This window comes from Pedobacter antarcticus (assembly GCF_900112985.1).
Lineage (GTDB): Bacteria > Bacteroidota > Bacteroidia > Sphingobacteriales > Sphingobacteriaceae > Pedobacter > Pedobacter antarcticus.
The window spans coordinates 287,950-308,406 of the sequence record NZ_FONS01000001.1 but is presented as its reverse complement, the minus strand read 5'-3'; the positions used below and the strand labels follow the sequence as shown (position 1 = coordinate 308,406).

The following is a 20,457-nucleotide window of genomic DNA, read 5'->3' as shown; positions in this document are numbered from 1 at the left end:
GCCTTATTTTTTACATATGAAGTTAAAAACAATATTAATTTCTATCCATTTATGGGTAGGTGTTTTATCGGGGCTAGTCGTAATCATATTGGGGCTAACGGGCTGCGTGCTTACATTTGTTGACGAAATCCGGCCATTGGTATATAGGGATAGGATGGAGGTTGCGTCAACGAAAGAAACGCAGTTATCTCTGCAGATTATGCTGCAAAACGCAAGAAATATATGGGGTAAGAACAAGCCTGTCTCAGCTTTAGAGATTCAGAATTCCCCTAATAAAACCTTTCATTTCAGAGCTTATCAGGAAGATAGTAATGAAGGTATTTGGTACTGGAATGAAAAGAAGTATTATGAATCATTATTCATGGATCCATATACAGGAAAGCTGGTTTTTCATGAACAGTCAGAGTTTGAGTTTTTCCGGGTTATTCTATATTTACACTGGAGTCTGTTGTTTAAGACAGACTTGGGGCAGCCTGTTGTCGGGATAGCGACATTGCTATATTTGATTTTATTACTTACGGGAATTTATCTATGGTGGCCGAAAAATAAAAAGGCAAGGCGTGTACGGTTTTTGTTTCGGTGGAAAGCAGATACAGGGAACAAGCGTAAGAATTACGATTTACATAGCATACTGGGTTTTTATTCTTTAAGTGTTGGTATTGTAATCGCATTAACCGGTTTGGTTTTTGCATTTCCTTGGTTTAGCAATGGAGTTCAAAGATTGTTAAATATAAGAACCCAGGTAGAAACGTCGCCAGTAATCAATACTGAGCAAGAAATTCCAATAGAAAAACCACTTGATAATATTCTGGCAGATGTTAAAAAGAAATATCCCGATGCAACGGCCTATCATTTTTATTTCCCAAGAGGTGGCTCATCCGTTGTAACCATACTTGCACGATATGAATCAATTTTTAAAACAACTCAAGCACAATACAATGTAATCTCTGGCAGATTAATTCAGGCAAGTACATATGACGGGAAAGATGGCCGGGAAAAATTAAGGGATATTAATTATGGCATTCATACGGGAAGTATTTTAGGCTTACCAAGCAAAATATTAGTTTTTTTGATATCGCTGGTTTCTGCTTCTCTTCCAATAACCGGATTTTTAATCTGGTATAATAAAAAATGGGGTAAGCGGAGGAAGCGTAACCGAAAAAATCCTGTTGGTATGGAGTAAAAATTAGTAGCAGGCCAAAACTAAACGCAGTGTGACTCTTTTAAGATCTGATCGAGAGTTTCTCCATATTTCTTTCGCATACGCTGTTTTGATTTTTTAACAGCGTCTATCGTGATTCCAAGCAGGTTAGCAACTTCCTGATTATTCAGACCTAATTTTTGCAATAAGATAATTCGGAGATTAGACTCAGTTAAAGCTGGTAAGGTGTTCAATACATCATCATAGAATTCTTCTTTTTCTGCAATAAAAGCGTTTTTAAACAGCATCCAGTTTTCGTCAGTCATTAGGTGCGAATCCAGTAAACTCTCTAATGACTGTCTTTCCGACTCATTCTTTATTTTGTCAATTTCATATTCAAGCTGGTCTATTTGCTCATTCTTTTTTTCGAGATAAACCTGATAAGACGATAATGTGTTATTGGTTTCTTTAAGCAACTTTTCAGAGCGGATTTTTTCAAACTCAAAAGAGAGTAGTTTCCTCTCAAAGTGGAGGCTTTGAAACTTTAAACGCCGATTGTATGACAAAAATGTAAGTACGATAATCAGACACAGTAAGAAACTTACAGTTGCCCAGGTCCATTTTAATATAGACGATTTGTCCAGTTTTGCCTGTTCGGCTTCTAACTGCCATTTGATTCTTTCCTTCTGCGTTTGCCAGTTTACTTTATCAACAATCTCCTGACCATCTGTAACCGATAGATGCAAGTTTATTTTGTCGAGTTTTTTTCTCAAAGCTAACTCAGATTGACTGTCTTGTTTTGCCTGGGCAATCTTTAACTTAATCTCTAAAATTTCTTTTTCAAATCCTTTTAAATAAAGCTTCGTCGTCGCATATAGAAGCGCCTTACTAATTATTTGTTCGGATTTGTCTAAGCGTCCGATCTTAAAATAGAGCTTTCCCAGCTGTATTTGAGCATACATGGTATTGCGTTGGTCGCTTTTTTTTTCTGAGATGGCGATGTCCTCCAAAAGATAAATTTCCGCTTTATCAGTATCGCCCCGCATACTATAGATAATAGCTAGCTCGCCTAGCGCTTTCGCACGCCGCATTTCGTCTGCCGTATTATTTGCAGAGGTTATCGTACGCAGGAAGTAAGTCTCAGCCTCTTCAAGCGCTTCTTTTTTCAGATATAGTGCGCCAATCGCGTAAAGGATGTTCCCATATTCTGAAGATGACCGGGGTGTAATCTCTAACCCTGTTTCTAATAATTTTATGGATGTTTGGTGGTCGTCTATCGTGCCGAAAAAATATGCGTTTTTAATCAAAACACGACTCGCCTCCGGAACTTTTGATATTGGAAATGATTCCAGTGCTCTCGATGCGCTTAAATAGTAAGGCAGAGCACTTATGTATTCGCTGTATGTATAATAATAATTTCCAAATTCGGTATTGGCCCATATTAGAATTCCAGTGTGATGGGTTTGTTCTGCTAATGTGATTGCTTCGCGATACAGCTGTTCGCTGGGGGCATTTTTTCTATCGTTTTTTTTTGAATAAAGGTGTGCCAGGAGCGTCTTGTAAATAATCTTTAAGAACGGCTTCTCCTCAGTTTTTGATTTCTGAATGAGGGAATCGAAGGAGTATGTTAGACGATCTTCTTGCGTATAGGAGCGGTATTTGGCGAGAAGACGATCCAAATGAGTTGAGGGATGTTCCGCTTTCGAGTAGGACGAAAGAAGGGTAAATAAGAAACAGGTGAAGATTAATTTAAAGTAACGGCTCATCCATTTGTTTTTATCAAAGATAGCTTTTTACCGCCAATCGATTAAATTTATATAGTTGTGAAAATAGATTTCTTTAGAACATTTCCTGACGCTGAAGTAGCTGATAACCTGGTTATCATAAATTTTAGAATCTTGTGAAATTCCGAATGTATGGTACAAGTAAAGACAATGCTGCGCTTAAGAACAAAGAGCCAGGTATAATATTATAATTACTCTTGTTTTTACTGTTTGAACCGGTTTTCTAATCACTTTCTAATGAGTTTTTAATTTCGTGGTCATCATTTCGTCAAATGCTTGGTGAAATCACGAAATTTGTTTGTGATAAACTCTGCAATAATATATTTGCGGGCAGATGGTGGCTGTTTTTAGACGTAAAATTTTGATTTGTTTGTTCAGTATGGTGTTGTTTTTTGCCTTTGGCCTTAAAGCGACAGCCTCTATTGGTAGATGGTCATCTTTTTATCTGGTAATGGAAGATGAGCCTGTTACTGAAGAGGAAAAAAATACGAACAAGGAAAAGTCCGGTAGATCTGCAAAAAAAATGTGGTATGTCGGCTCGACGGATACGGATCTCTTTTGGTCAAAAATTTACATAGCTACCGAAGCCCACAATAAGCGCTATCTGGTAGCTAGACTCTCCGAGCCCCATATTGCAATACCTACTGAACCGCCTGAAAACGCGGCAGGTTTTCTACGCGTATAAAATACGGGTAGGTAATTTTCAATTTCCCTGACACTTAAATTTCAAAGTTTATCATGAACAAAAAACATGATGTGCCGGCGCTCAGGCCCTGGCAACGCCTGGTTGGAATACTCCATTATGAGCGATCCACTATTAATTACATATTTTTTTATGCGGTACTGATCGGATTGCTCGGACTGACACTACCCTTGGGCACGACAGCAATTTTCAATTTGCTGAGCAATGGTTCAATGTATAGTTCAACTTACATCTTAATTGGGGTTGTGCTTATTGGGATATTGATTGGTGGTCTGCTGCTTATTGGTCAGCTGACGCTTGTGGAGCTTGTTGAGCAAAAGATATTCGCAAGAACTGCTCTGGAGTTTGCCTATCGTTTACCACGGATCAAAAAGGCCGAATTATCGGGTGAATATCCTCCCGAACTGGTAAACCGTTTTTTTGATATCCTGACGATCCAAAAGGGGCTTGCCAAATTAGTCGTAGAAATGATATCGTCAGCTGTGTTAATTTTTTTCAGTGCAATATTACTATCCTTTTATCATCCGGTATATATGGCCTTCGGTATCTTCATCACATTCGTGTTGGTATTTGTCGTTGCACTTTATTATAAAGATGCTGTGCGGACTAGTATTGAGGAATCAGGACATAAATATCAGGTGGTCGCATATTTAGAAGATGTAGCTGCAAATCTCGATCATTATCGTGGCAATAAAAGTAAAATGAAGGAAGCGATGGAAAAGACGGATGACATTACTTCAAGATACCTTAAGGCACGTACCAGTCACTTTAAAGTGTTGCGTAAATTTTTTGCCAGTTCCATAGTTATACGGGCTATACTAATGGGCGCACTGCTTTTAATGGGCTCATATTTTGTCATCGACAGGCAAATGACTTTCGGTCAATTTGTGGCGGCTGAAGTTATTGTGGTGCAGATCAGCTATGCAGTAGAAAAACTGATGACAAGCATGAATACGGTATTCGATATGGTTGCCAGTGCAGAAAAGCTGGCAGTGGTAACCGATCTGGAATTGGAAGAAGGACAGGAGGTAAACCATGTCTAATCATCATCAGGTAAACCACCAGGCTAATTGGGAAAACCTTGGAGAAAAGACCAGTCAGTCTTTACTGCGTATGCGTAAGGTGTTGGTACTGGAAAGGATCATGCTGGTTGCATTTTTACTTTCGATTTGTATTTTGTTTTTACCATGGCGGCAAACGATTCCGGGCAAGGGCACCGTTACTGCACTGCGGCCTCAGGATAGACCTCAGACTATTCAAAATCAAATTGGGGGCCGAATAGAACGTTGGCATGTCAGCGAAGGGCAAAAGGTGAAGCAAGGCGACACCATACTGTTGATTTCAGAGATAAGTCAATCTTACTTTGATCCTGAACTTCCACTTAGATTGAAGGAACAGCTAAAAGCAAAGCAAGGAAGTGAAGCAGCTGCAAGGCAAAAGATGCGTGCTACTGAAGATCAGATCGGTGCACTTAGTCGCGGATTAAACTTTCAGCTGATAGCCGCAGAAAATAAGGTTAAACAGAGCATCAACTATGTGCAGAGCGATAGTGCGGACATGCAGGCTCTGCGCCAGTTTTACCGCGTAAGCCAATCGCGTTTAGCGCGTTACGAACAAGGGTTTAAAGACGGATTGTTTTCTCTTACCGATATAGAGACCCGCCGCCTGAACGTCCAGAACGATAATGCCAAGCTGATTGCTCAAGAGAATAAGCTAAACAGTTCAAAACAGTCGATGCTTATTGCACAGATCGAATTGGATAACATCAGGGCTAAATACCAGGAATCTCTGGCTAAGGCGCAATCTGATATGGGAACTGCACTATCGGGAGAGGCCAGTGCCCAGGGCGATATAGCAAAATTACGCAATGAGATTGCAAACATTGATTTCCGCAGAGGTTTGTACGTGGTTCGTGCGCCACAAGATGGTTACGTGATTAAGACCATGAAAGCGGGTATTGGCGAGAACATTAAAGATGGGGAGTCGGTCGCTACGCTGCAACCAGAAAACCCTCTGGTGGCGGCAGAAATTTACGTAAATGCAATGGATGTTCCGCTAATGACGGAAGGGAGTGAAGTTCGGATACAATTTGAAGGTTGGCCTTCGGTACAGTTTTCTGGCTGGCCGTCGGTAGCCGTAGGTACGTTTGCCGGCAGGGTATTTTCGATAGATAGAATGGTAAGCGCAAATGGTACTTACCGGGTGCTGGTTAAGCAAATGGTTCCGGTTCCTCAGACTGACGAGCCGTGGCCGATTCAGCTAAGACAAGGATCGGGGGTATTTGGCCGAGTCATTTTAAACTCTGTACCAGTTTGGTATGAGATATGGCGACAGTTAAATGGTTTTCCTCCAAGCCTGGAGAGAGAACCGAAAAGTGTTGGTAATCAAGGCAAATAGAAATATTTTATGAAGTTGTTATTAATCTTAATTATATCCTTCGGTTTACTGAATTCCCCTGCACAATCACAAACCGATACTGTCGATGTATTTATGTTACAGGATCTGGAGTTAATGGTGTTTCGCAACCACCCTGTGGTTAAACAGGCAGCGCTATTGAGCGAGTCTGCACGCGCTAATGTAATGCAGTCACTTGGTTATTTCGATCCTGGAATCAAGGCAGGCTTCGACAGGAAGATGTTTGGCGACAAAACCTATTATAACCGCTGGTCCAGCGAGCTGAAAGTTCCCCTTTGGCTTGCTGGTGCCGATCTTAAAATAGGATATGACCGTAATGTTGGCGAATTTGTAAACCCGGAAACCCATACATCTACAGCTGGTCTTGCGGGTATTGGCCTCAGCATTCCTCTAGGCCAGGGTTTGCTGATAGATTCTAGAAGAAATATCTTAAGGCAGGCAAAAATTATGGTCAATTATGCAGAAGCAGAACGCGTAAAGCAGATTAATGCTATTTGGTACAATATAGTTAAGGACTACTGGAACTGGTATTTCTCTTATAATCAATTTCAACTGATTAGTGAGGGGCTGGAACTGGCACAAACTAGATTTAAGGCAATAAGCAGACAAACGCTATTGGGCGACAAGGCGAGCATTGATTCGGTTGAGGCAGCAATTACAGTGCAGGATCGAATGATTCAGTATGAAAAGATGAAAATAGACCTGCTGAACTCCAGGCTTACTTTATCTAACCACTTGTGGAGTGATGAAGCGCAGCCTCTGGAATTGCCAGAGAACGCCAGGCCGCTTCAGGCTGTAGAATTGAATGATAAACCTAAAAAGGAAGTATTAGACACTCTGCTGGAATTTGCTGCAGGTAGCCATCCTGAATTGATCAAGTTGCGTGCGAAAGGGGAGCAGCTCGCTGTGGAGCGCTCTTACCGAAAAGAAATGCTGAAACCTAAACTTAATGTAAGCGGATCGTTATTATCTACCCGTAGAAGTTTTAATAGCTATGTTCCCGATAATTACGATTTCAATATGGGTAACTATAAGCTCGGATTCGAATTCGCACTACCTCTTTTCCTTCGTGCAGAGCGGGGGAAGCTAAGAGAGGTAAAGATAAAGCAGCGGGAATTAGAATATGATATGCAGCAATCCAACCGTGAAATAAGAAATTCGGTACTCACAAGTTACAATCATTTAAATGCTTATAGCGAACAGCTTGCGGTGCAAGTGAAAAGCATTTCAAACCAGCAAGTGCTGTTAAGTGGTGAATCTTCCAAGTTTGATTTGGGTGAAAGCACATTGTTTCTGATCAATACCCGTGAATCTAAATTGATTGATATGAAAATCAAGCGAGAGGAAATGATTGCGGGTTATCAGAAAACATTAGCAGAGCTTTATTATAAAGCGGGTAGCAGGATGTAAAGAAACTAGTAAATTTCAGTCGTGATCGTGAATTTTTGACATTTTGTACTGCAAATTTTTCATTGTTTCTGAAATTTTTTCAGTTGATTTTGGCTTCTCAGGCGTTGGCATTCCAGTTGATACATCTTTTTCGAACGTGAAGTTCAAGAGTTTAATTAATTATAAGTTTTAATCATTAAAAATTAAGGAGGAAAAACCTATGACACTGGTTAAATTTAATCCCAACAACAGCAACAAGAAAAATGGCTTGATGCCAGGCATTAATGATGTGTTTGACTCTATCTTCAATGACACATTTTTTTCTGATCGTATGATGAGCCGTGTTCCTGCTACCAACATTAGCGAAAGTAAAGACCATTACCATTTAGAACTGGCTGCGCCGGGTCTGAAAAAAGAAGATTTTAAGCTTTCTCTGGAAAGAGATGTTTTGAGCGTTTCGGTAGAGCAATCTTTGCAGAATGATTCGCAGGAGCGTAACTTCAATAAGCGTGAATTCAGTTATAATTCATTTGTACGCTCCTTCAAACTTCCGGAATCTGCAGAAGAAAATGGCATTGAGGCAAGTTACGAAAATGGTGTACTGGCTATTAATATCCCGAAACGGGAGGAGGCTAAAGTGCAGAGCCGCCAGATTGAAATTAAATAAGTTAATTTTATTGATTACTAATGTTGAGCCGCCATTCTCAGGCGGCTCTTTCATTGTAGACTGCTTTAGCTCGGGCAGGAAACAATGAAGCTACGCCTCGTCCTTAGTGTTTTTTACTAATCCTACGCCTGTGAAAAAGAATATTACTCCAATAACACCAAATACGATTAATTGCCTGGTTGCGCCACTATGTTGTGTGTATCCATAACCGGCATAGATCAGACCGATAATTCCAAGGATGGTCAGGATGGTCCCGAAGGTACGTTTGACATTCATAAGTTGAGATTTTAGATGTGTCCGAGCATATGCAATATCTATGCCTAACATATTGTTAAGCTATCCAATGCTAACAACTTAGAGACCTGGTCCCTAAAATGATGTAATTGCCGAATCTTTCTCCTGAGAGCGAATGCTTCCGTCCAATTTTAGGAACGCCTTAAAAGTCGAACCTTTACCTGGTGTACTATCCACTGTAATCTTACCTCCCGAATTTTCGAGAATTTGTTTTACCAGATAAAGTCCAACACCATTTCCTTCTATTGATGTTGTTACACGTCGAAACTTCTCAAAGATTGAACTCAAATTTTCTGGGTCTATACCAATTCCATTGTCTGCGATGCTGATAACCATAAATTCATCTTCTGAATAGGTCTCAATATGTATTTCCGGACGGCGATCCGGAGCTTTATATTTAATGGCATTATTCACAAGATTATACACAATACTTCGGAGCTTGCGCCTGGCAAAGGTAATTTCCGAAAGACCAATATGTTGCTTGATTTTGGCGTTTGATTCATTTATTTGTGGAGCGAGCGTAAGCTTCACATCTTCAATTATATTTTGGAGGTCGAGCATTTCTTCCTCCGCCTGATACCGGTGTTCATGCCATCGTGATTGCACTAAATCATTAATAATCATTTTCATCTTCGTCAGGTTGCCCTCCACCTTTTCCAAGAGAGACGGGAATTTTTCCATGCCCTTTTCCTGGAACTTTTTTAGCATGCCTATTCCTATCCCTAATGCTGTCAACGGGTTTTTTATGTCGTGTGCAATGGTATCAAGTAACAATTCATGTTCAGCGATTAATTTTTCCTGTTCTTTTAAATCCTTGATACGCGAAGTAATGTCCACAAACGTGATAATTACACCATTGGTTTTATTCTCTTTTCTCAACACATATGGAAGAATGTTCATCTGATACCAGCGCAGATCTGTCGTCTGGATTTCTTTTTCCAGGATTTCGCCCGTCGTGATTACCAGATTGATATTATCAATGATTGTCGGAAACCGAAAATTTTCTTTTACATCAATTAAGGGCGTTCCTATATGTTCCTTTTTTAATTTGAACTGCCTCATGGCAGGTGGGGTGAACTTACGTAGAATCAGATCTGCATCTACAAAGAGCTGCGGTATGATTGTATTTTGAAAATAGTTTTCCAATTCTTCGTTGAGTTCGATTAATGTATTGATATTTTCAGTGTTCTTGTGCATGAGCGTAATTAAATAGGGGCTAAGGTACATATTTTAGCCCCTATAACGGTGTGCCTTATTTTAGGGCATCAGCCGTATAGCTGCTCCATTGTGCAACACCGTCGGGCTCTGATTGTTTGACTTCCTCACTACGTATTTTACTCATCTGCAAATTTATTTTCTCGGTTTCCTCCAGTTCTTCAGCCAGATCGTCGCCGGGTATACTTAGTCCTTCAGTCTCGGCAATATGACTAAGAGGGTCTGATACGTATTCCCATTGCTTACCCATGGCAGGCATTTCACCTTCATTCCATGGACCGCGTACGCTCTGTGATGGTGAAAGGTTAAAATACTGCTGCGTAAAACGCGGGTCAGCCTGTAATACTCCTGGAGGGAAATTTGGTTGAATAGTTTCCAATGCGGCCTCAAACATTTTATAATGCGCTACTTCTCTAGTCATCAGAAATGACAACGTTTCTTTTACGTAAGGATCGTCAGTAAATTTCATAAGGTGTTCATAAACTAATTTTGCCCGCGACTCAGAAGCAAGGTTACTTCTTAAATCGACTGTCAAATCACCATTAGAATGAATGTAAGACGCACACCATGGAATGCCCATACTGTTACGCAACGTTGGCCCGCCACCTGTTATAATTGGGAACTGAGGGTTCGCACTAAGTGCTGCATGAATAATGTTTTCTTTAGCGGCTTTGCCATCCAATACTTGCATAATCTCGGATGCGTCGGCTGCATCTTTCAGTTCACCGTTTACACCTTTAAGTAGCATTTGGATTGTAGCGCCAACAATTTCAAGATGTGAAAATTCTTCGGTCGCAATGTCCATAAGCATATCGTACTTGTCGGGATGTGGTTGCTTAGCTCCGAAAGCTTGTGTGAAGTACTGCATAGCGGCTGCCAGTTCGCCATTCTCTCCTCCAAACTGTTCTAACAGAATGTTTGCGAAAGCAGGATCAGGGCGGGATACTCTAGCATTAAATTGTAAATCTTTTGAATGATGAAACATAATAGGTAGGGTTAATTGAGGTTTGCTAATTTGCTCACCAGTCATACTAACCTGCACTATGTCAAATAGTTTTCGGGGATTATACCTGTTTATATCTGTATTTATACCTTAAACTATTCGCAGATCGCATCAATAAAATTAAGCTGTTGCCGGGTTGATAGCCAGTTGATATTTTTCTTCATCAAATTCTTTCTCACTTTTAGCGATCACCACCACGGCGATACCGTTGCCAATTAGATTGGTGATTGATCTGGCTTCCGACATAAACCGGTCTACACCCAATAAGATAGCCACATTTTCTACGGGCATGATATTTAAGGAAACCAGTGTCGAGCTGAGCACAATAAAACCACTACCGGTAACGCCGGCAGCACCTTTTGAAGTTACCATTAAGATGCCCATCGCTGCGATCTGCTCTGTGATTCCAATCTCGACTTTGAATGCCTGGGTTAGGAAAATCAGGGCAATAGAAAGATAAATAGAAGTACCGTCGAGGTTAAAAGAATAACCGGTAGGAATTACCAGTCCTACGACTGATTTCGAGCAACCAAAACGTTCCATCTTTTGAATCATGCTTGGCAGAACAGATTCCGAAGAAGAGGTTCCAAGCACTACTAAGATCTCTTGACGAATATATTTCAGGTATTGCCAAAGGCTAAATTTATAGAGGTAACAGATGAAATTGAGCACTACAAAGATAAATAACAAGCAAGTGATGTAAACGACCAACATTACTTTCCCCATCGGAATCAGTGTAGAAAGGCCATAGTTACCAACAGTAAATGCCATTCCTCCAAATGCACCGAGAGGGGCAAGTTTCATTACAAATTTCATTATATTGAAAATAACCTGAGAGAGGTTCTCAAAAGCGACGATGGTATGTCTCCCGGCCCGGCCCATTTTGCTTAATGCAAAACCGAACAAGATGGCAAAAAAGAGGATTTGCAAAATATCGCCTTTGGCAAAAGACTCGAAAATATTCGGAGTAATGATGTTACTTATGAAATCCATCCAGCCCATACTAACAGGAGCTGCAACCGTGGGCGCATGGATGGTGGCAGGATTGCCAGATACAATTGCTGCAGTCGCAGTACTGGGATGGCCTACCACTGGATCTAAGCCATCACCGGGTCTCATTAAATTGGCCGTTACCAGGCCGATAAAAATAGCTATAGTCGTAATTAATTCGAAATAAAGTAGTGCTTTCCCACCAACGCGTCCCACCTTTTTCATATCCCCCATTTTGGCAATGCCGAGCACAATAGTGAAGAAAATGATTGGAGCTATCAACATGCTGATCATGTTGATGAAAGTTTTGCTGATCAGTTTGGCAGTATTTGCAAAAGTGGGGAAGAACATCCCGACCAGGATGCCAAAAATTATTGCAATGATCACCTGAAAAGTTAGGTGTGTGGTGATGTTCTTCATCATGTTGTAACTAGTTTGTCTATAATTGAGTAAAAAAAAGCGTCTTAAACCTCTAATATAAGATATCGGCATCTTAATGGAGGTAAAATTATTGAGTCTATAATTATATCTTTGGTAATTCCCAATTTTCAAGTTCTATATGTCTCCACAGGATATTTTAAAAACCCATCTTGCTAAAACTATTACGCTAACAGATACAGAGTTCGATTATTTTTACTCGCACTTTAAGCCTTATTCGTTTAAAAAAGGAGAGTCGATAATCAGTGTGGGAGATCGTGTGGACTGTGAGTATTTTGTGCTGGAAGGATGCTTGAAAACTTTTTATGTCAACGACGAACAAAAGATGTTTATCCTTCAGTTTGCGATGTCTACCTGGTGGGCTTCTGATTTTAACTCTTTATACAATGGAGATCTTGCGACTATTGGTCTTGATTGTATCACCGATTCTGAAGTTTTGTGCTTGAGAAGTGAGGATAGAGAAAGGCTGTGCAGGGAAATTTATCCGCTGGAGTATTTCTTTCGCTGGCGCTCCAATAGAGGATATGTAGCCTCTCAGAAACGACTGTTGTCCTTCATGAATAACGATGCCAAAACCCGTTATGAAGAATTGCTGGCCATGTACCCGCAATTGTATAATATAGTTCCAAAACAGCTTATTGCAGCTTATTTAGGCGTATCTCGCGAAACGTTAAGTCGTTTGCACTAAACCTTGACGCCTATAAGTAAACCCCAAAAGTTGGGCAAAAACTTTTGGGGTTTACTTCAATCATTGGATGCGGCCTTTTTGATGATGATACTATGCTTCTAAAAGAGCAATCATCTTTTGAGCGGTACCACGTGCAGATGCTGGATTTTGTCCGGTCACCAGGTTGTCATCGGCAATACTGTGGTCTGACCATGGTGCTGCCGCATGAAATTTAGCTCCTTGTTCAGTGAGTGCACTTTCCAGCGCAAATGGAACATCCGCCCTGGCATAGTTGTTCTCCTCTTCATTGGTAAAAGAAGTAATGTTTTTATCCTTAAGCAAAAAGGTGCCGTCGCTAAGTTTTACATTGAGTAGTGATACCGGACCGTGGCATACGGCACCAACTATGGCTTTTCTTTCATAGGTTTCAGCAATTACCTCTTTTAACAGTTCATTTTCAGGCATATCGACCATAGGTGCTAAACCGCCCGGAACAAAAATTGCATTATAGATACTCACATCCACTTCCGAAAGTTTGCTATTATGCTGCATCTTTTCCCATCCGGCCTCTTTTAGGAATCTTGCATTTGATGCTTCGTCTTTTGCTTGCATATTATCGAGGTGGGGAACCTCTCCGGTAAGACTTGCAAAATCAATTTGATAGCCTGCGTCTTCAAATTCTACATATGGATGAGCTACCTCGTCAAGAAACACACCGGTTTTTCTGTTATCTGGGCCAATAAATTTTGCATTGGAGACGATAAATAATATTCTTTTTGACATGATGATTTTTTTTTAAAAAAGTTTGTTTAAGATGTTAACTTCACGGATTTCTAAATGTGGAATAATTTGCTCTAATACGGTTTTTTGATAATGCTTAGAGCCTTTGTGAGCCTCTACCGCGTCAGCGTCAACATAACATTCATGCAGAATAATCTCATTGGTATTTTCAACCGATTGATAGATATTATATAAGACATTACCCGGTTCATTTCTGGTATTCTCAACTAGTTCTTCCAGCAGGGTCAAAATTCTTTGAGTTTCACTTTCTTTTATTTTCCACTTTACGATGAGTTCTTTTTCCATGTTATTCTTTTTATAATTATTTCATTTATCAACCGTGTTACCAGCAGATCTTCAATATTTTAATGAAGTATTGGTTAGTTGACAGGTCAAAGATGAGCCTAATAGAAAAGAAAAGCAGGTGATGTAAATCACATTCGGAATATTGTGGATTAATGTGATTTACATCACTCTAAATGAATACTAGTTCTGCGGGGCTTGACTGGACTTTTCAAAGTATAATGAAATATAAATTTTTTGTGTAAAATTGATAGTCAGATAACCCGCATTACCAGACTTGCAAAACTTAACAAGACAGAATTGAGAAATAAACAATCTAATGTTCTTAAATTTCCATTGTCACCACTTGCTAAGGCAGGTATGATCATAAAGAATATAGAACACGATGCTCATGTTTCTGAACATGACCACTCACGGCCCCACAGGGATGATCATTATCTGTTACTGTTCGCTTCTAGCGGTGATCTGTTAATGAGTATTGACTTTAAAAATATCACAATATTAGGGCCTACACTTTTGCTAATTTTTCCCGGGCAGATTCACTATACGGTTTCGGCACATAATCTCAAAGGTTGGATAATTAGTATAGATCCGGCCCTGGTGGACAAAGAATTCCAGTTAATTTTCGAAAGAAGCTTTCAGCATCCTTTATTCATAAATGAAAATTCTCTTCTTTATGGACACTCTTTCACTTTTTTGGAACAGATGGAGAGATTGCAGGAACAATCAGCGAACCCATTTAAGCTGCGTGCAAAGCACTCTATACTCGACGCCCTGCTTGGACTGCTAGCGGGAGAAACCAGTAACATTCATAACACTGGGAGGGTAAAACCCAATCGCGGATTTATTATACAAGAGGCATTTACACAGCTGCTTAAAGTACATTATAGAGAATGGAAACAACCTGCAAGGTATGCCGCTGAGTTGAACATATCTGCAGCACATCTATATGATACCATCAAAGGTCTTACGGGTGATTCTGTATCTGCCTGCATTCAGCAATACTGCATACTCGAAGCAAAGCGGCTGCTCTGTTTTTCTAAACTAACAGTGAAGGAAGTTGCTTATCAACTCGGCTATGAGGAACCTGTATACTTTGGGAAGCTTTTTAAAAAGATCACAGGTTCGACTCCTTTGGAGTTCCGTAAACAATACCTCGATCAGGACTATTAATTCAAGGTTTTGTTCTATTGTGCCCTACTTTTATCTGCGTTCTTTGTCCTATAAAAGAAACAAATGAATCAGCAAATAAATACTCAATCCATTTTGGACGCCGTAAGAAAAGCGGGAGACCTATTTCTTCAGGATTATAAACTAAATTCCATTCCAACGACTAAAAATGAATTTTTTCGACAGCTTGAAGCGATTGATGAACGCTGCATGTCGGTTTTAAAAACAGGATTAAACGATAAGTTTCCTGATATTCCGTGGAACACTATTAATGAATTTGACAACAATGGACAAAAGCGACCCTTGCAGTTACCGGAATATTGGATTTGTGATGCCATGGATGGTGCCATACAGTATTTGCAGCATATTCCTGGTTGGACGATTAATCTTGCAATGATAAGGAATGAGGAGGTGTACTTTTCGGTGATTTATGATCCCCTGTCCAATGAAATTTTCTGGGCACAAAAAGGATCGGGTGCATTTATGAACGGCAGACATATCAGCCCGGTTGTGAAATCAGATGCTGAAATAATGGTTGCTGCATTTGAATATGGGCATCAAGAGTCTGCTGATCGAGGGTTTAATCAACAACAAGGAGCTGCAGTGACTGGCTTGCTCAACCAGTTTGGAGTTGTAAGGAATTATGGTCCGCATGGTTTGCAATTGGCTTATGTTGGCTGTGGTAGAATTGATGTGTTTTATCAACTGGGACTAGATACTTTCAATTGGTTGGCAGGTATTTTAATCGCCAGCGAAGCTGGAGCTGAGATTCTGAACACCAAAGGCGATGTTTGGAAATGGGGAGATGAAAGCCTGCTGGTGTCTGCCCCAGGTGTTGCAAAAAGGTTATTCCCAGTTAACTAATCCCAAAATAAAAGTAAAAATGAATATTACAATAATCGGAGCGTCGGCTGGTATAGGTTTAGCCACACTCCACCAAGCCTTATCGCAAGGACATCGCGTAACAGCTTTATCCACTCAAACCCAAAGTATACCCGCTGATCCCAACTTGGTAAAGATTAATGGTAGCGCCACTTCGCTAACTGATTTGAAGAAAGTTATGAAGGATGCGGATGTGGTCATTGTGACGATCGGTACAAAAAATAAAAAACCAAATACGCTATTTTCAGATACCGCTCACGCACTTGTTAAGGCAGGAGCAATATTGGAATTTAAAGCGCCGATTCTAATTATAACCGGCTTTGGAGCAGGGGAGAGCCGTGGATTCTTAAGTTTTTTTATGCGGGCAGTGATTCAGATTTTCCTCAAACATCAGTATCTCAATAAAACTGTAATGGAAGAGATCATTTCAAAGAGCAATCTCAATTGGGAAATTATTCGACCCGGAATACTCACAGATAGTTCCCTGACTCAAAAGTATAAAGTGTTGCCAAATCTTTATAAAGGGATCAAAATAGGTAAGATTTCTAGAGCCGACGTCGCGCATTATCTATTGAAGGAAGCAGAAAACCCGACTATGCTTAAAAAATATCCTGCATTGACCTCTTAAGTTAACTTATAGTCTTATCACCTCTTGGTGATAAGACTATAAGTTTCAAAGAATTGAATTTTACACAGTTTTTTGCTGAAAAATAAATTTGAAACGACAAAGCCGCATTCGAAAACAGCTTTGTTGCTGGGAAAATTATTTATACTTAATAAATGTTGCCCGGATTTTCTTCTCTTTGATATCGGTAGTGGTGCTGCTCGAAAAACCTGTTGCTTTGTTCGCCTTTTTTGTATTTACACTACCGCTCCCTGAGCTAGTTGTAGCAACAACTTCTTCATCCATTGTAAAGATTACGCCATCAGCACCTTTCTTCTTCGCCAGTTCGATGATCTTTGCCTGGGTTTTTTCTAACGAACGGAAACCTTTATCAAGTTCAGTTTTTCCCATAACTGTATATTCCTTCGTTACATCAGCATTCGCGTAAAACTCATCTACATTTTGTGTTGGTGTATAAGTTTTTCCGAAATACTTCTGCGCGTAGGTATTACTTAAAATGAACGTTCCAAACAGTAAGGTTAAAATTAACTTTTTCATGTTTTTAAATTATTTTTTTATTTAGGGCTCAAAGGTATACTGTACCGCTATTCGGAAATTAAGTTTTCAGTTGAAGTGATTAAATTTGGGTTTGAAGTGGCAGATTGCATTGTTAAAAGATTGCAAAATCTTCTTCAACAGAGTTTAAGAAACCTAGGGCAGGAAAACAATTATTAAGCGTAAAAATGAAGTATTGAAAAAGTATATTCAATACTTTTTGTATTCAAAATAACTGATTTCAATAGTTTAAGTTATTCTACGTTTCCAAATAACAACTTGTGTCTGGCAATTTATAAAGAACACGATATTGACTTTGTTCGAAAATCGAATTACAACAATTGTATCATCACACCCGGCAATCGGCAAATATTACCTGTGTAGGCATCCTTGCCCACGAAAGTGCGATGGAGGGCTATACTAAGATAAAACTCCAGACTTCACAACATCTTAACTAGGAACTCATTATGGGGATGGTGCCAGATTGTGAATAGGTGTATTTTATGTATATTATCCAGCGATAAACGTTAACTAAATTACTCGTGTCGAAAACAATAAAACTACTTATTTTATATTTTCTCTCGATAGCTACTCCGCCGGTAAATGGTCAGCCGGGAGACCGGCTAATTCAATATAGCAATAGTTTGTACCGCCAACTAGGACAAATAAAAAACCAAGAAGAAAAAGCGGTGGGTTTGCTTGATTTGAGTTTCTTCTGGTCTGATCACAATGTCACCAAAGCTTTGCATTATATCTCTGAAGCAAAAAATCTATTAGGAACAAAGATACAAACAGATTATTATGGAGGGTTGATTGCTTTTTATACAGCTTCCGTTTATTTCGATAAAGACCCAGATAAGGCAAAAGATTTATATATGGAGGCTGAAAGATTGCTTCAAAAAGTTGATAGAGCCCAGGAATTAAAAGCTGTTCGCTATCGTGCGCGTATTTGGGGAAGCTATGGTGCGCTTTTGCAACGTGAAGATAAAGCAAATGAGTATGTTGATATTCTATTGGATAAAGTGATTCCCTTAGCAGAGCAAACAAAAGATGTTACTCTTCTTGGTATTAATTATCAAAACGTCGCCATGAACCTGATGAATCTACAGGAATATGCAAAAGCGGCTCAGTACTATCGTAAAGCTTTAAGCTTACTCCGGGAACAGGCAAATGCTTCGGAAGAAAGATTAACACTTTATGTCAATGCGGCACGAAATGCACTTTATGCAAAGGAGTATCATCAATCTAAAATGATGCTTGATACAGCCTCCGTGATTGCAAATTTGATACCCAACTCTATCTATGTTCCTATGTACCATACGGTCGCGGGGAGTTATCATGCTGCTGTTAAAAATTTTGAGAAAGCCCATGAACATCTTTCAGAAGGACTTATTACAGCAAAAATACTAAAGAATGATGAGCTGATTTCAACCCTTTTGTATGATCAGTTCAAAGTATATCAGCAGAATAAGCAGCATGTGAAAGCTAAGGGCAAATTATTGGAAGTGCTCCCGTATGTAGAAAAAACATCTTCTTTGGCAAACAAACAGATGGTTTATTACCATTTAGCCACAACGACTGTTTCATTAAATCAATATCAAGAGGCAGTCAAATGGTACGAAGCTTATAAAGTTGTTACCGATAGCCTTTTCACAAATAAAAACCGGGCACAAATATTGGAATTGGAACGCAAATACCAAACTACTGAAAAAGAAAAAGAGTTATTGAAAATTAAATCCCAACATCAGGAGCAATCTTTAGCCCTACAAAAAAACCGAAGCATCGCCATCATATTTGCCTCGCTATGCACGCTTCTTTTTGTATTAGGATTTACATGGTATAGAACACAGAAAAGCAAAAAAAGGTTATTGGAGCAAAAAGAATTGCTGCTGCAGGAAGAGCTTAAAAATCATCGGCAAAAATCGACGATTCACCAATACAATGCTATGTTGCAGGGTGAAGAAAAAGAACGGAGCCGATTAGCAAGAGATTTGCATGATGGGTTGGGGGGTATGCTGGCTAGCGTAAAGATGAAGCTTTCTGCTGTAACGGATAATATGGGCTTACAGCGAGTTGATGCTGTCGCCATTGGAGATTTGCAAAGCATTATAAGTCAGCTTGACCAATCTGTAAACGAACTACGTCGGGTGTCGCATAACCTCATGCCGGATTCACTGTTATATAGAGGTCTTGAAGATGCAATAAGAGATTTATGCAAAAGTATGACCCAGTCCTGTATGTCCATTGATTTTCAGTCCTTTAGGCTGAGGGGTGATTATTCCCATCTTTTTTTGATGTCGGTGTACCGTATCGTGCAGGAATTGTTGACCAATGCACTGAAACATAGTGAAGCTGATCAAGTTTGGGTTCAATGTTCGGAAGAGAATGATATTTTACACCTCTCCGTGGAAGATAATGGTAAAGGGTTTAAACAAAGCACCGAAAATGTAAACAATATAGGCATGGGGTTGTCAAATATCCGCAACCGCATCGCATTGTTAAACGGGCATTTCGAAATAGATACATATCCAGGAAAAGGTTCGTCGTTTCACGTTCAGATACCTATGTATGAACAACAGAATGTACCGAATTCATGAATTCGGTAAAACAAATACGTATATGAATAATATGATTTCGGTAATAATAATAGATGACCATCCATTGGTATTAAATGGATTCGAGTTTATACTCAATAATCATGCGGATATCAAACTGCTGAATACTTTTACCAATGCGGAAGACGCCCTAAAGTTTTTGGAGACTAATGAGGCAGATGTGGTTTTAGCTGATATCAATATGCCGGGGATGAACGGTATTGATGCTACAGTAGCCGTTAAAAAGAATCAACCCAAAACACAGATTATTGCCATCAGTAATATCAGTAAGGGTAGTATTGTCCAGCGTATGCTAGATGCAGGAGCTTCAGGATATTTGCTCAAAAATGTTTCTGCGAGCGAGCTTATAAATGCTATCCGTTCTGTAATGAAAGGTGATAAAATTTTAAGCGCTGATATAGAGCCTATTATGAATCAAACGGATGGCGCCGTTCCCAAAATCACTCAAAGAGAACAAGAAGTACTTCGGTTAATGTCAACTGGAAAGACCACCCCCCAGATAGCTGAACAAATGTTCATTAGTCCGCTCACCGTAGAAAGTCACCGAAGAAATCTATTGCAAAAATTTAAAGTGAGCAATTCTGCCTCTTTGATACATAAAGCAACGGAAATGAAATTCATATAAATAGAATAGGAAGGGCCAAATATCGTATCAATCATATTGCTGGGTGAATGCTCTGCAGTGCTTTATAAACGATTAATGGTACCGATGCGATAAGTGAGTAAGTGAAATTCTGAAAAATCCCTGTTTTCGTGGATTGTTGATCAACTCTTTTGCCCTTAAATTTGTGATATTATCATTTTAAAATTGAAAATAGGCAAAAACTATTAGGCAGTTTATT

20 protein-coding genes are annotated in these 20,457 nt (G+C 39.6%); 12 read left to right on the top strand and 8 right to left on the bottom strand.

What is annotated here, in order from left to right:
* The first annotated feature begins 16 nt into the window (after positions 1 to 16).
* Positions 17 to 1,183 carry a PepSY-associated TM helix domain-containing protein gene (locus BM192_RS01420; RefSeq protein ID WP_074963863.1) on the top strand — a complete coding sequence of 389 codons (1,167 nt, stop codon included), beginning with the start codon at positions 17 to 19 and terminating at the stop codon, positions 1,181 to 1,183.
* A gap of 20 nt (positions 1,184 to 1,203) precedes the next feature.
* Here the strand turns inward: BM192_RS01420 and BM192_RS01415 are convergent, their stop codons facing one another.
* On the bottom strand, positions 1,204 to 2,907 hold the full coding sequence (locus tag BM192_RS01415; RefSeq protein ID WP_037438162.1) for a tetratricopeptide repeat protein: 1,704 nt from the start codon (positions 2,905 to 2,907) through the stop codon (positions 1,204 to 1,206).
* A 352-nt stretch (positions 2,908 to 3,259) separates the two neighbouring features.
* On the opposite strand from BM192_RS01415, the gene BM192_RS01410 reads away from it, so the two are divergent.
* From BM192_RS01410 to BM192_RS01390, 5 genes are all read left to right on the top strand, one after another.
* Positions 3,260 to 3,610, top strand: coding sequence for a hypothetical protein (locus tag BM192_RS01410; RefSeq protein ID WP_037438161.1), 351 nt, complete (start codon positions 3,260 to 3,262; stop codon positions 3,608 to 3,610).
* A gap of 53 nt (positions 3,611 to 3,663) precedes the next feature.
* Positions 3,664 to 4,671 (top strand): ABC transporter transmembrane domain-containing protein, encoded by a 1,008-nt coding sequence (locus BM192_RS01405; RefSeq protein ID WP_037438160.1) that lies wholly within the window; start codon positions 3,664 to 3,666, stop codon positions 4,669 to 4,671.
* A complete protein-coding gene (locus BM192_RS01400) occupies positions 4,664 to 6,025 on the top strand; it encodes an HlyD family secretion protein (RefSeq protein WP_037438159.1) in 1,362 nt (453 codons plus the stop codon). The genes BM192_RS01405 and BM192_RS01400 overlap by 8 nt, the downstream gene beginning before the upstream one ends.
* 9 nt (positions 6,026 to 6,034) lie before the next feature.
* The gene (locus tag BM192_RS01395) at positions 6,035 to 7,453 is read left to right on the top strand and encodes a TolC family protein (RefSeq protein WP_037438158.1); all 1,419 of its coding nucleotides are present in this window, start codon (positions 6,035 to 6,037) and stop codon (positions 7,451 to 7,453) included.
* A 199-nt stretch (positions 7,454 to 7,652) separates the two neighbouring features.
* A complete protein-coding gene (locus BM192_RS01390; RefSeq protein WP_037438157.1) occupies positions 7,653 to 8,099 on the top strand; it encodes an Hsp20/alpha crystallin family protein in 447 nt (148 codons plus the stop codon).
* 90 nt (positions 8,100 to 8,189) lie between these two features.
* Here BM192_RS01390 and BM192_RS01385 read toward each other — a convergent pair whose 3' ends face one another.
* The 4 genes from BM192_RS01385 to dctA all read right to left on the bottom strand — a co-directional run bounded on the left by BM192_RS01385 (position 8,190) and on the right by dctA (position 12,024).
* Complete coding sequence (locus tag BM192_RS01385) at positions 8,190 to 8,375, bottom strand: hypothetical protein (protein WP_037438156.1); 186 nt, start codon at positions 8,373 to 8,375, stop codon at positions 8,190 to 8,192.
* Positions 8,376 to 8,468: 93 nt separating this feature from the next.
* The gene (locus BM192_RS01380; RefSeq protein WP_051759549.1) at positions 8,469 to 9,590 is read right to left on the bottom strand and encodes a sensor histidine kinase; all 1,122 of its coding nucleotides are present in this window, start codon (positions 9,588 to 9,590) and stop codon (positions 8,469 to 8,471) included.
* 55 nt (positions 9,591 to 9,645) lie between these two features.
* The gene (locus BM192_RS01375; protein ID WP_037438216.1) at positions 9,646 to 10,593 is read right to left on the bottom strand and encodes a manganese catalase family protein; all 948 of its coding nucleotides are present in this window, start codon (positions 10,591 to 10,593) and stop codon (positions 9,646 to 9,648) included.
* A gap of 138 nt (positions 10,594 to 10,731) precedes the next feature.
* Positions 10,732 to 12,024, bottom strand: coding sequence for a C4-dicarboxylate transporter DctA (gene dctA / locus BM192_RS01370; RefSeq protein WP_169741362.1), 1,293 nt, complete (start codon positions 12,022 to 12,024; stop codon positions 10,732 to 10,734).
* A 136-nt stretch (positions 12,025 to 12,160) separates the two neighbouring features.
* Here dctA and BM192_RS01365 point away from each other — a divergent pair, with 136 nt between their 5' ends.
* The gene (locus BM192_RS01365) at positions 12,161 to 12,727 is read left to right on the top strand and encodes a Crp/Fnr family transcriptional regulator (protein ID WP_037438155.1); all 567 of its coding nucleotides are present in this window, start codon (positions 12,161 to 12,163) and stop codon (positions 12,725 to 12,727) included.
* A 90-nt stretch (positions 12,728 to 12,817) separates the two neighbouring features.
* On the opposite strand, the gene BM192_RS01360 is transcribed toward BM192_RS01365, so the two are convergent.
* Together BM192_RS01360 and BM192_RS01355 are read right to left on the bottom strand one after the other, a co-directional pair.
* Complete coding sequence (locus BM192_RS01360; protein ID WP_037438154.1) at positions 12,818 to 13,489, bottom strand: type 1 glutamine amidotransferase domain-containing protein; 672 nt, start codon at positions 13,487 to 13,489, stop codon at positions 12,818 to 12,820.
* Between the two features lie 12 nt (positions 13,490 to 13,501).
* Positions 13,502 to 13,792: a putative quinol monooxygenase gene (locus BM192_RS01355; RefSeq protein ID WP_037438153.1), complete on the bottom strand. Its 291-nt coding sequence runs from the start codon at positions 13,790 to 13,792 to the stop codon at positions 13,502 to 13,504.
* 297 nt (positions 13,793 to 14,089) lie between these two features.
* Between BM192_RS01355 and BM192_RS01350 the strand changes: the two genes are divergently transcribed.
* The 3 genes from BM192_RS01350 (at position 14,090) to BM192_RS01340 (ending at position 16,469) form a co-directional block, all read left to right on the top strand.
* Positions 14,090 to 14,962 (top strand): helix-turn-helix domain-containing protein, encoded by an 873-nt coding sequence (locus BM192_RS01350; RefSeq protein WP_157282758.1) that lies wholly within the window; start codon positions 14,090 to 14,092, stop codon positions 14,960 to 14,962.
* A 63-nt stretch (positions 14,963 to 15,025) separates the two neighbouring features.
* Positions 15,026 to 15,823, top strand: coding sequence for an inositol monophosphatase family protein (locus tag BM192_RS01345; RefSeq protein ID WP_037438151.1), 798 nt, complete (start codon positions 15,026 to 15,028; stop codon positions 15,821 to 15,823).
* Positions 15,824 to 15,842: 19 nt separating this feature from the next.
* Positions 15,843 to 16,469: an NAD(P)-dependent oxidoreductase gene (locus BM192_RS01340; protein WP_074586637.1), complete on the top strand. Its 627-nt coding sequence runs from the start codon at positions 15,843 to 15,845 to the stop codon at positions 16,467 to 16,469.
* 135 nt (positions 16,470 to 16,604) lie between these two features.
* On the opposite strand, the gene BM192_RS01335 is transcribed toward BM192_RS01340, so the two are convergent.
* Positions 16,605 to 17,003, bottom strand: coding sequence for a hypothetical protein (locus BM192_RS01335; RefSeq protein WP_037438150.1), 399 nt, complete (start codon positions 17,001 to 17,003; stop codon positions 16,605 to 16,607).
* 539 nt (positions 17,004 to 17,542) lie between these two features.
* Here BM192_RS01335 and BM192_RS01330 point away from each other — a divergent pair.
* Positions 17,543 to 19,597, top strand: a complete 2,055-nt coding sequence (locus BM192_RS01330; RefSeq protein WP_037438149.1) for a tetratricopeptide repeat-containing sensor histidine kinase — start codon at positions 17,543 to 17,545, stop codon at positions 19,595 to 19,597.
* A gap of 22 nt (positions 19,598 to 19,619) precedes the next feature.
* Positions 19,620 to 20,240 (top strand): response regulator, encoded by a 621-nt coding sequence (locus tag BM192_RS01325; protein ID WP_169741361.1) that lies wholly within the window; start codon positions 19,620 to 19,622, stop codon positions 20,238 to 20,240.
* Positions 20,241 to 20,457 lie beyond the last annotated feature (217 nt).

Excerpts from the sequence above, each read along its gene's own strand:
- BM192_RS01420 (WP_074963863.1), top strand. The coding sequence starts at position 17 with ATGAAGTTAAAAACAATATTAATTTCTATCCATTTATGGGTAGGTGTT.
- BM192_RS01415 (WP_037438162.1), bottom strand. The coding sequence starts at position 2,907 with ATGAGCCGTTACTTTAAATTAATCTTCACCTGTTTCTTATTTACCCTT.
- BM192_RS01410 (WP_037438161.1), top strand. The coding sequence starts at position 3,260 with ATGGTGGCTGTTTTTAGACGTAAAATTTTGATTTGTTTGTTCAGTATG.
- BM192_RS01405 (WP_037438160.1), top strand. The coding sequence starts at position 3,664 with ATGAACAAAAAACATGATGTGCCGGCGCTCAGGCCCTGGCAACGCCTG.
- BM192_RS01400 (WP_037438159.1), top strand. The coding sequence starts at position 4,664 with ATGTCTAATCATCATCAGGTAAACCACCAGGCTAATTGGGAAAACCTT.
- BM192_RS01395 (WP_037438158.1), top strand. The coding sequence starts at position 6,035 with ATGAAGTTGTTATTAATCTTAATTATATCCTTCGGTTTACTGAATTCC.
- BM192_RS01390 (WP_037438157.1), top strand. The coding sequence starts at position 7,653 with ATGACACTGGTTAAATTTAATCCCAACAACAGCAACAAGAAAAATGGC.
- BM192_RS01385 (WP_037438156.1), bottom strand. The coding sequence starts at position 8,375 with ATGAATGTCAAACGTACCTTCGGGACCATCCTGACCATCCTTGGAATT.
- BM192_RS01380 (WP_051759549.1), bottom strand. The coding sequence starts at position 9,590 with ATGCACAAGAACACTGAAAATATCAATACATTAATCGAACTCAACGAA.
- BM192_RS01375 (WP_037438216.1), bottom strand. The coding sequence starts at position 10,593 with ATGTTTCATCATTCAAAAGATTTACAATTTAATGCTAGAGTATCCCGC.
- dctA (WP_169741362.1), bottom strand. The coding sequence starts at position 12,024 with ATGATGAAGAACATCACCACACACCTAACTTTTCAGGTGATCATTGCA.
- BM192_RS01365 (WP_037438155.1), top strand. The coding sequence starts at position 12,161 with ATGTCTCCACAGGATATTTTAAAAACCCATCTTGCTAAAACTATTACG.
- BM192_RS01360 (WP_037438154.1), bottom strand. The coding sequence starts at position 13,489 with ATGTCAAAAAGAATATTATTTATCGTCTCCAATGCAAAATTTATTGGC.
- BM192_RS01355 (WP_037438153.1), bottom strand. The coding sequence starts at position 13,792 with ATGGAAAAAGAACTCATCGTAAAGTGGAAAATAAAAGAAAGTGAAACT.
- BM192_RS01345 (WP_037438151.1), top strand. The coding sequence starts at position 15,026 with ATGAATCAGCAAATAAATACTCAATCCATTTTGGACGCCGTAAGAAAA.
- BM192_RS01340 (WP_074586637.1), top strand. The coding sequence starts at position 15,843 with ATGAATATTACAATAATCGGAGCGTCGGCTGGTATAGGTTTAGCCACA.
- BM192_RS01335 (WP_037438150.1), bottom strand. The coding sequence starts at position 17,003 with ATGAAAAAGTTAATTTTAACCTTACTGTTTGGAACGTTCATTTTAAGT.
- BM192_RS01325 (WP_169741361.1), top strand. The coding sequence starts at position 19,620 with ATGAATAATATGATTTCGGTAATAATAATAGATGACCATCCATTGGTA.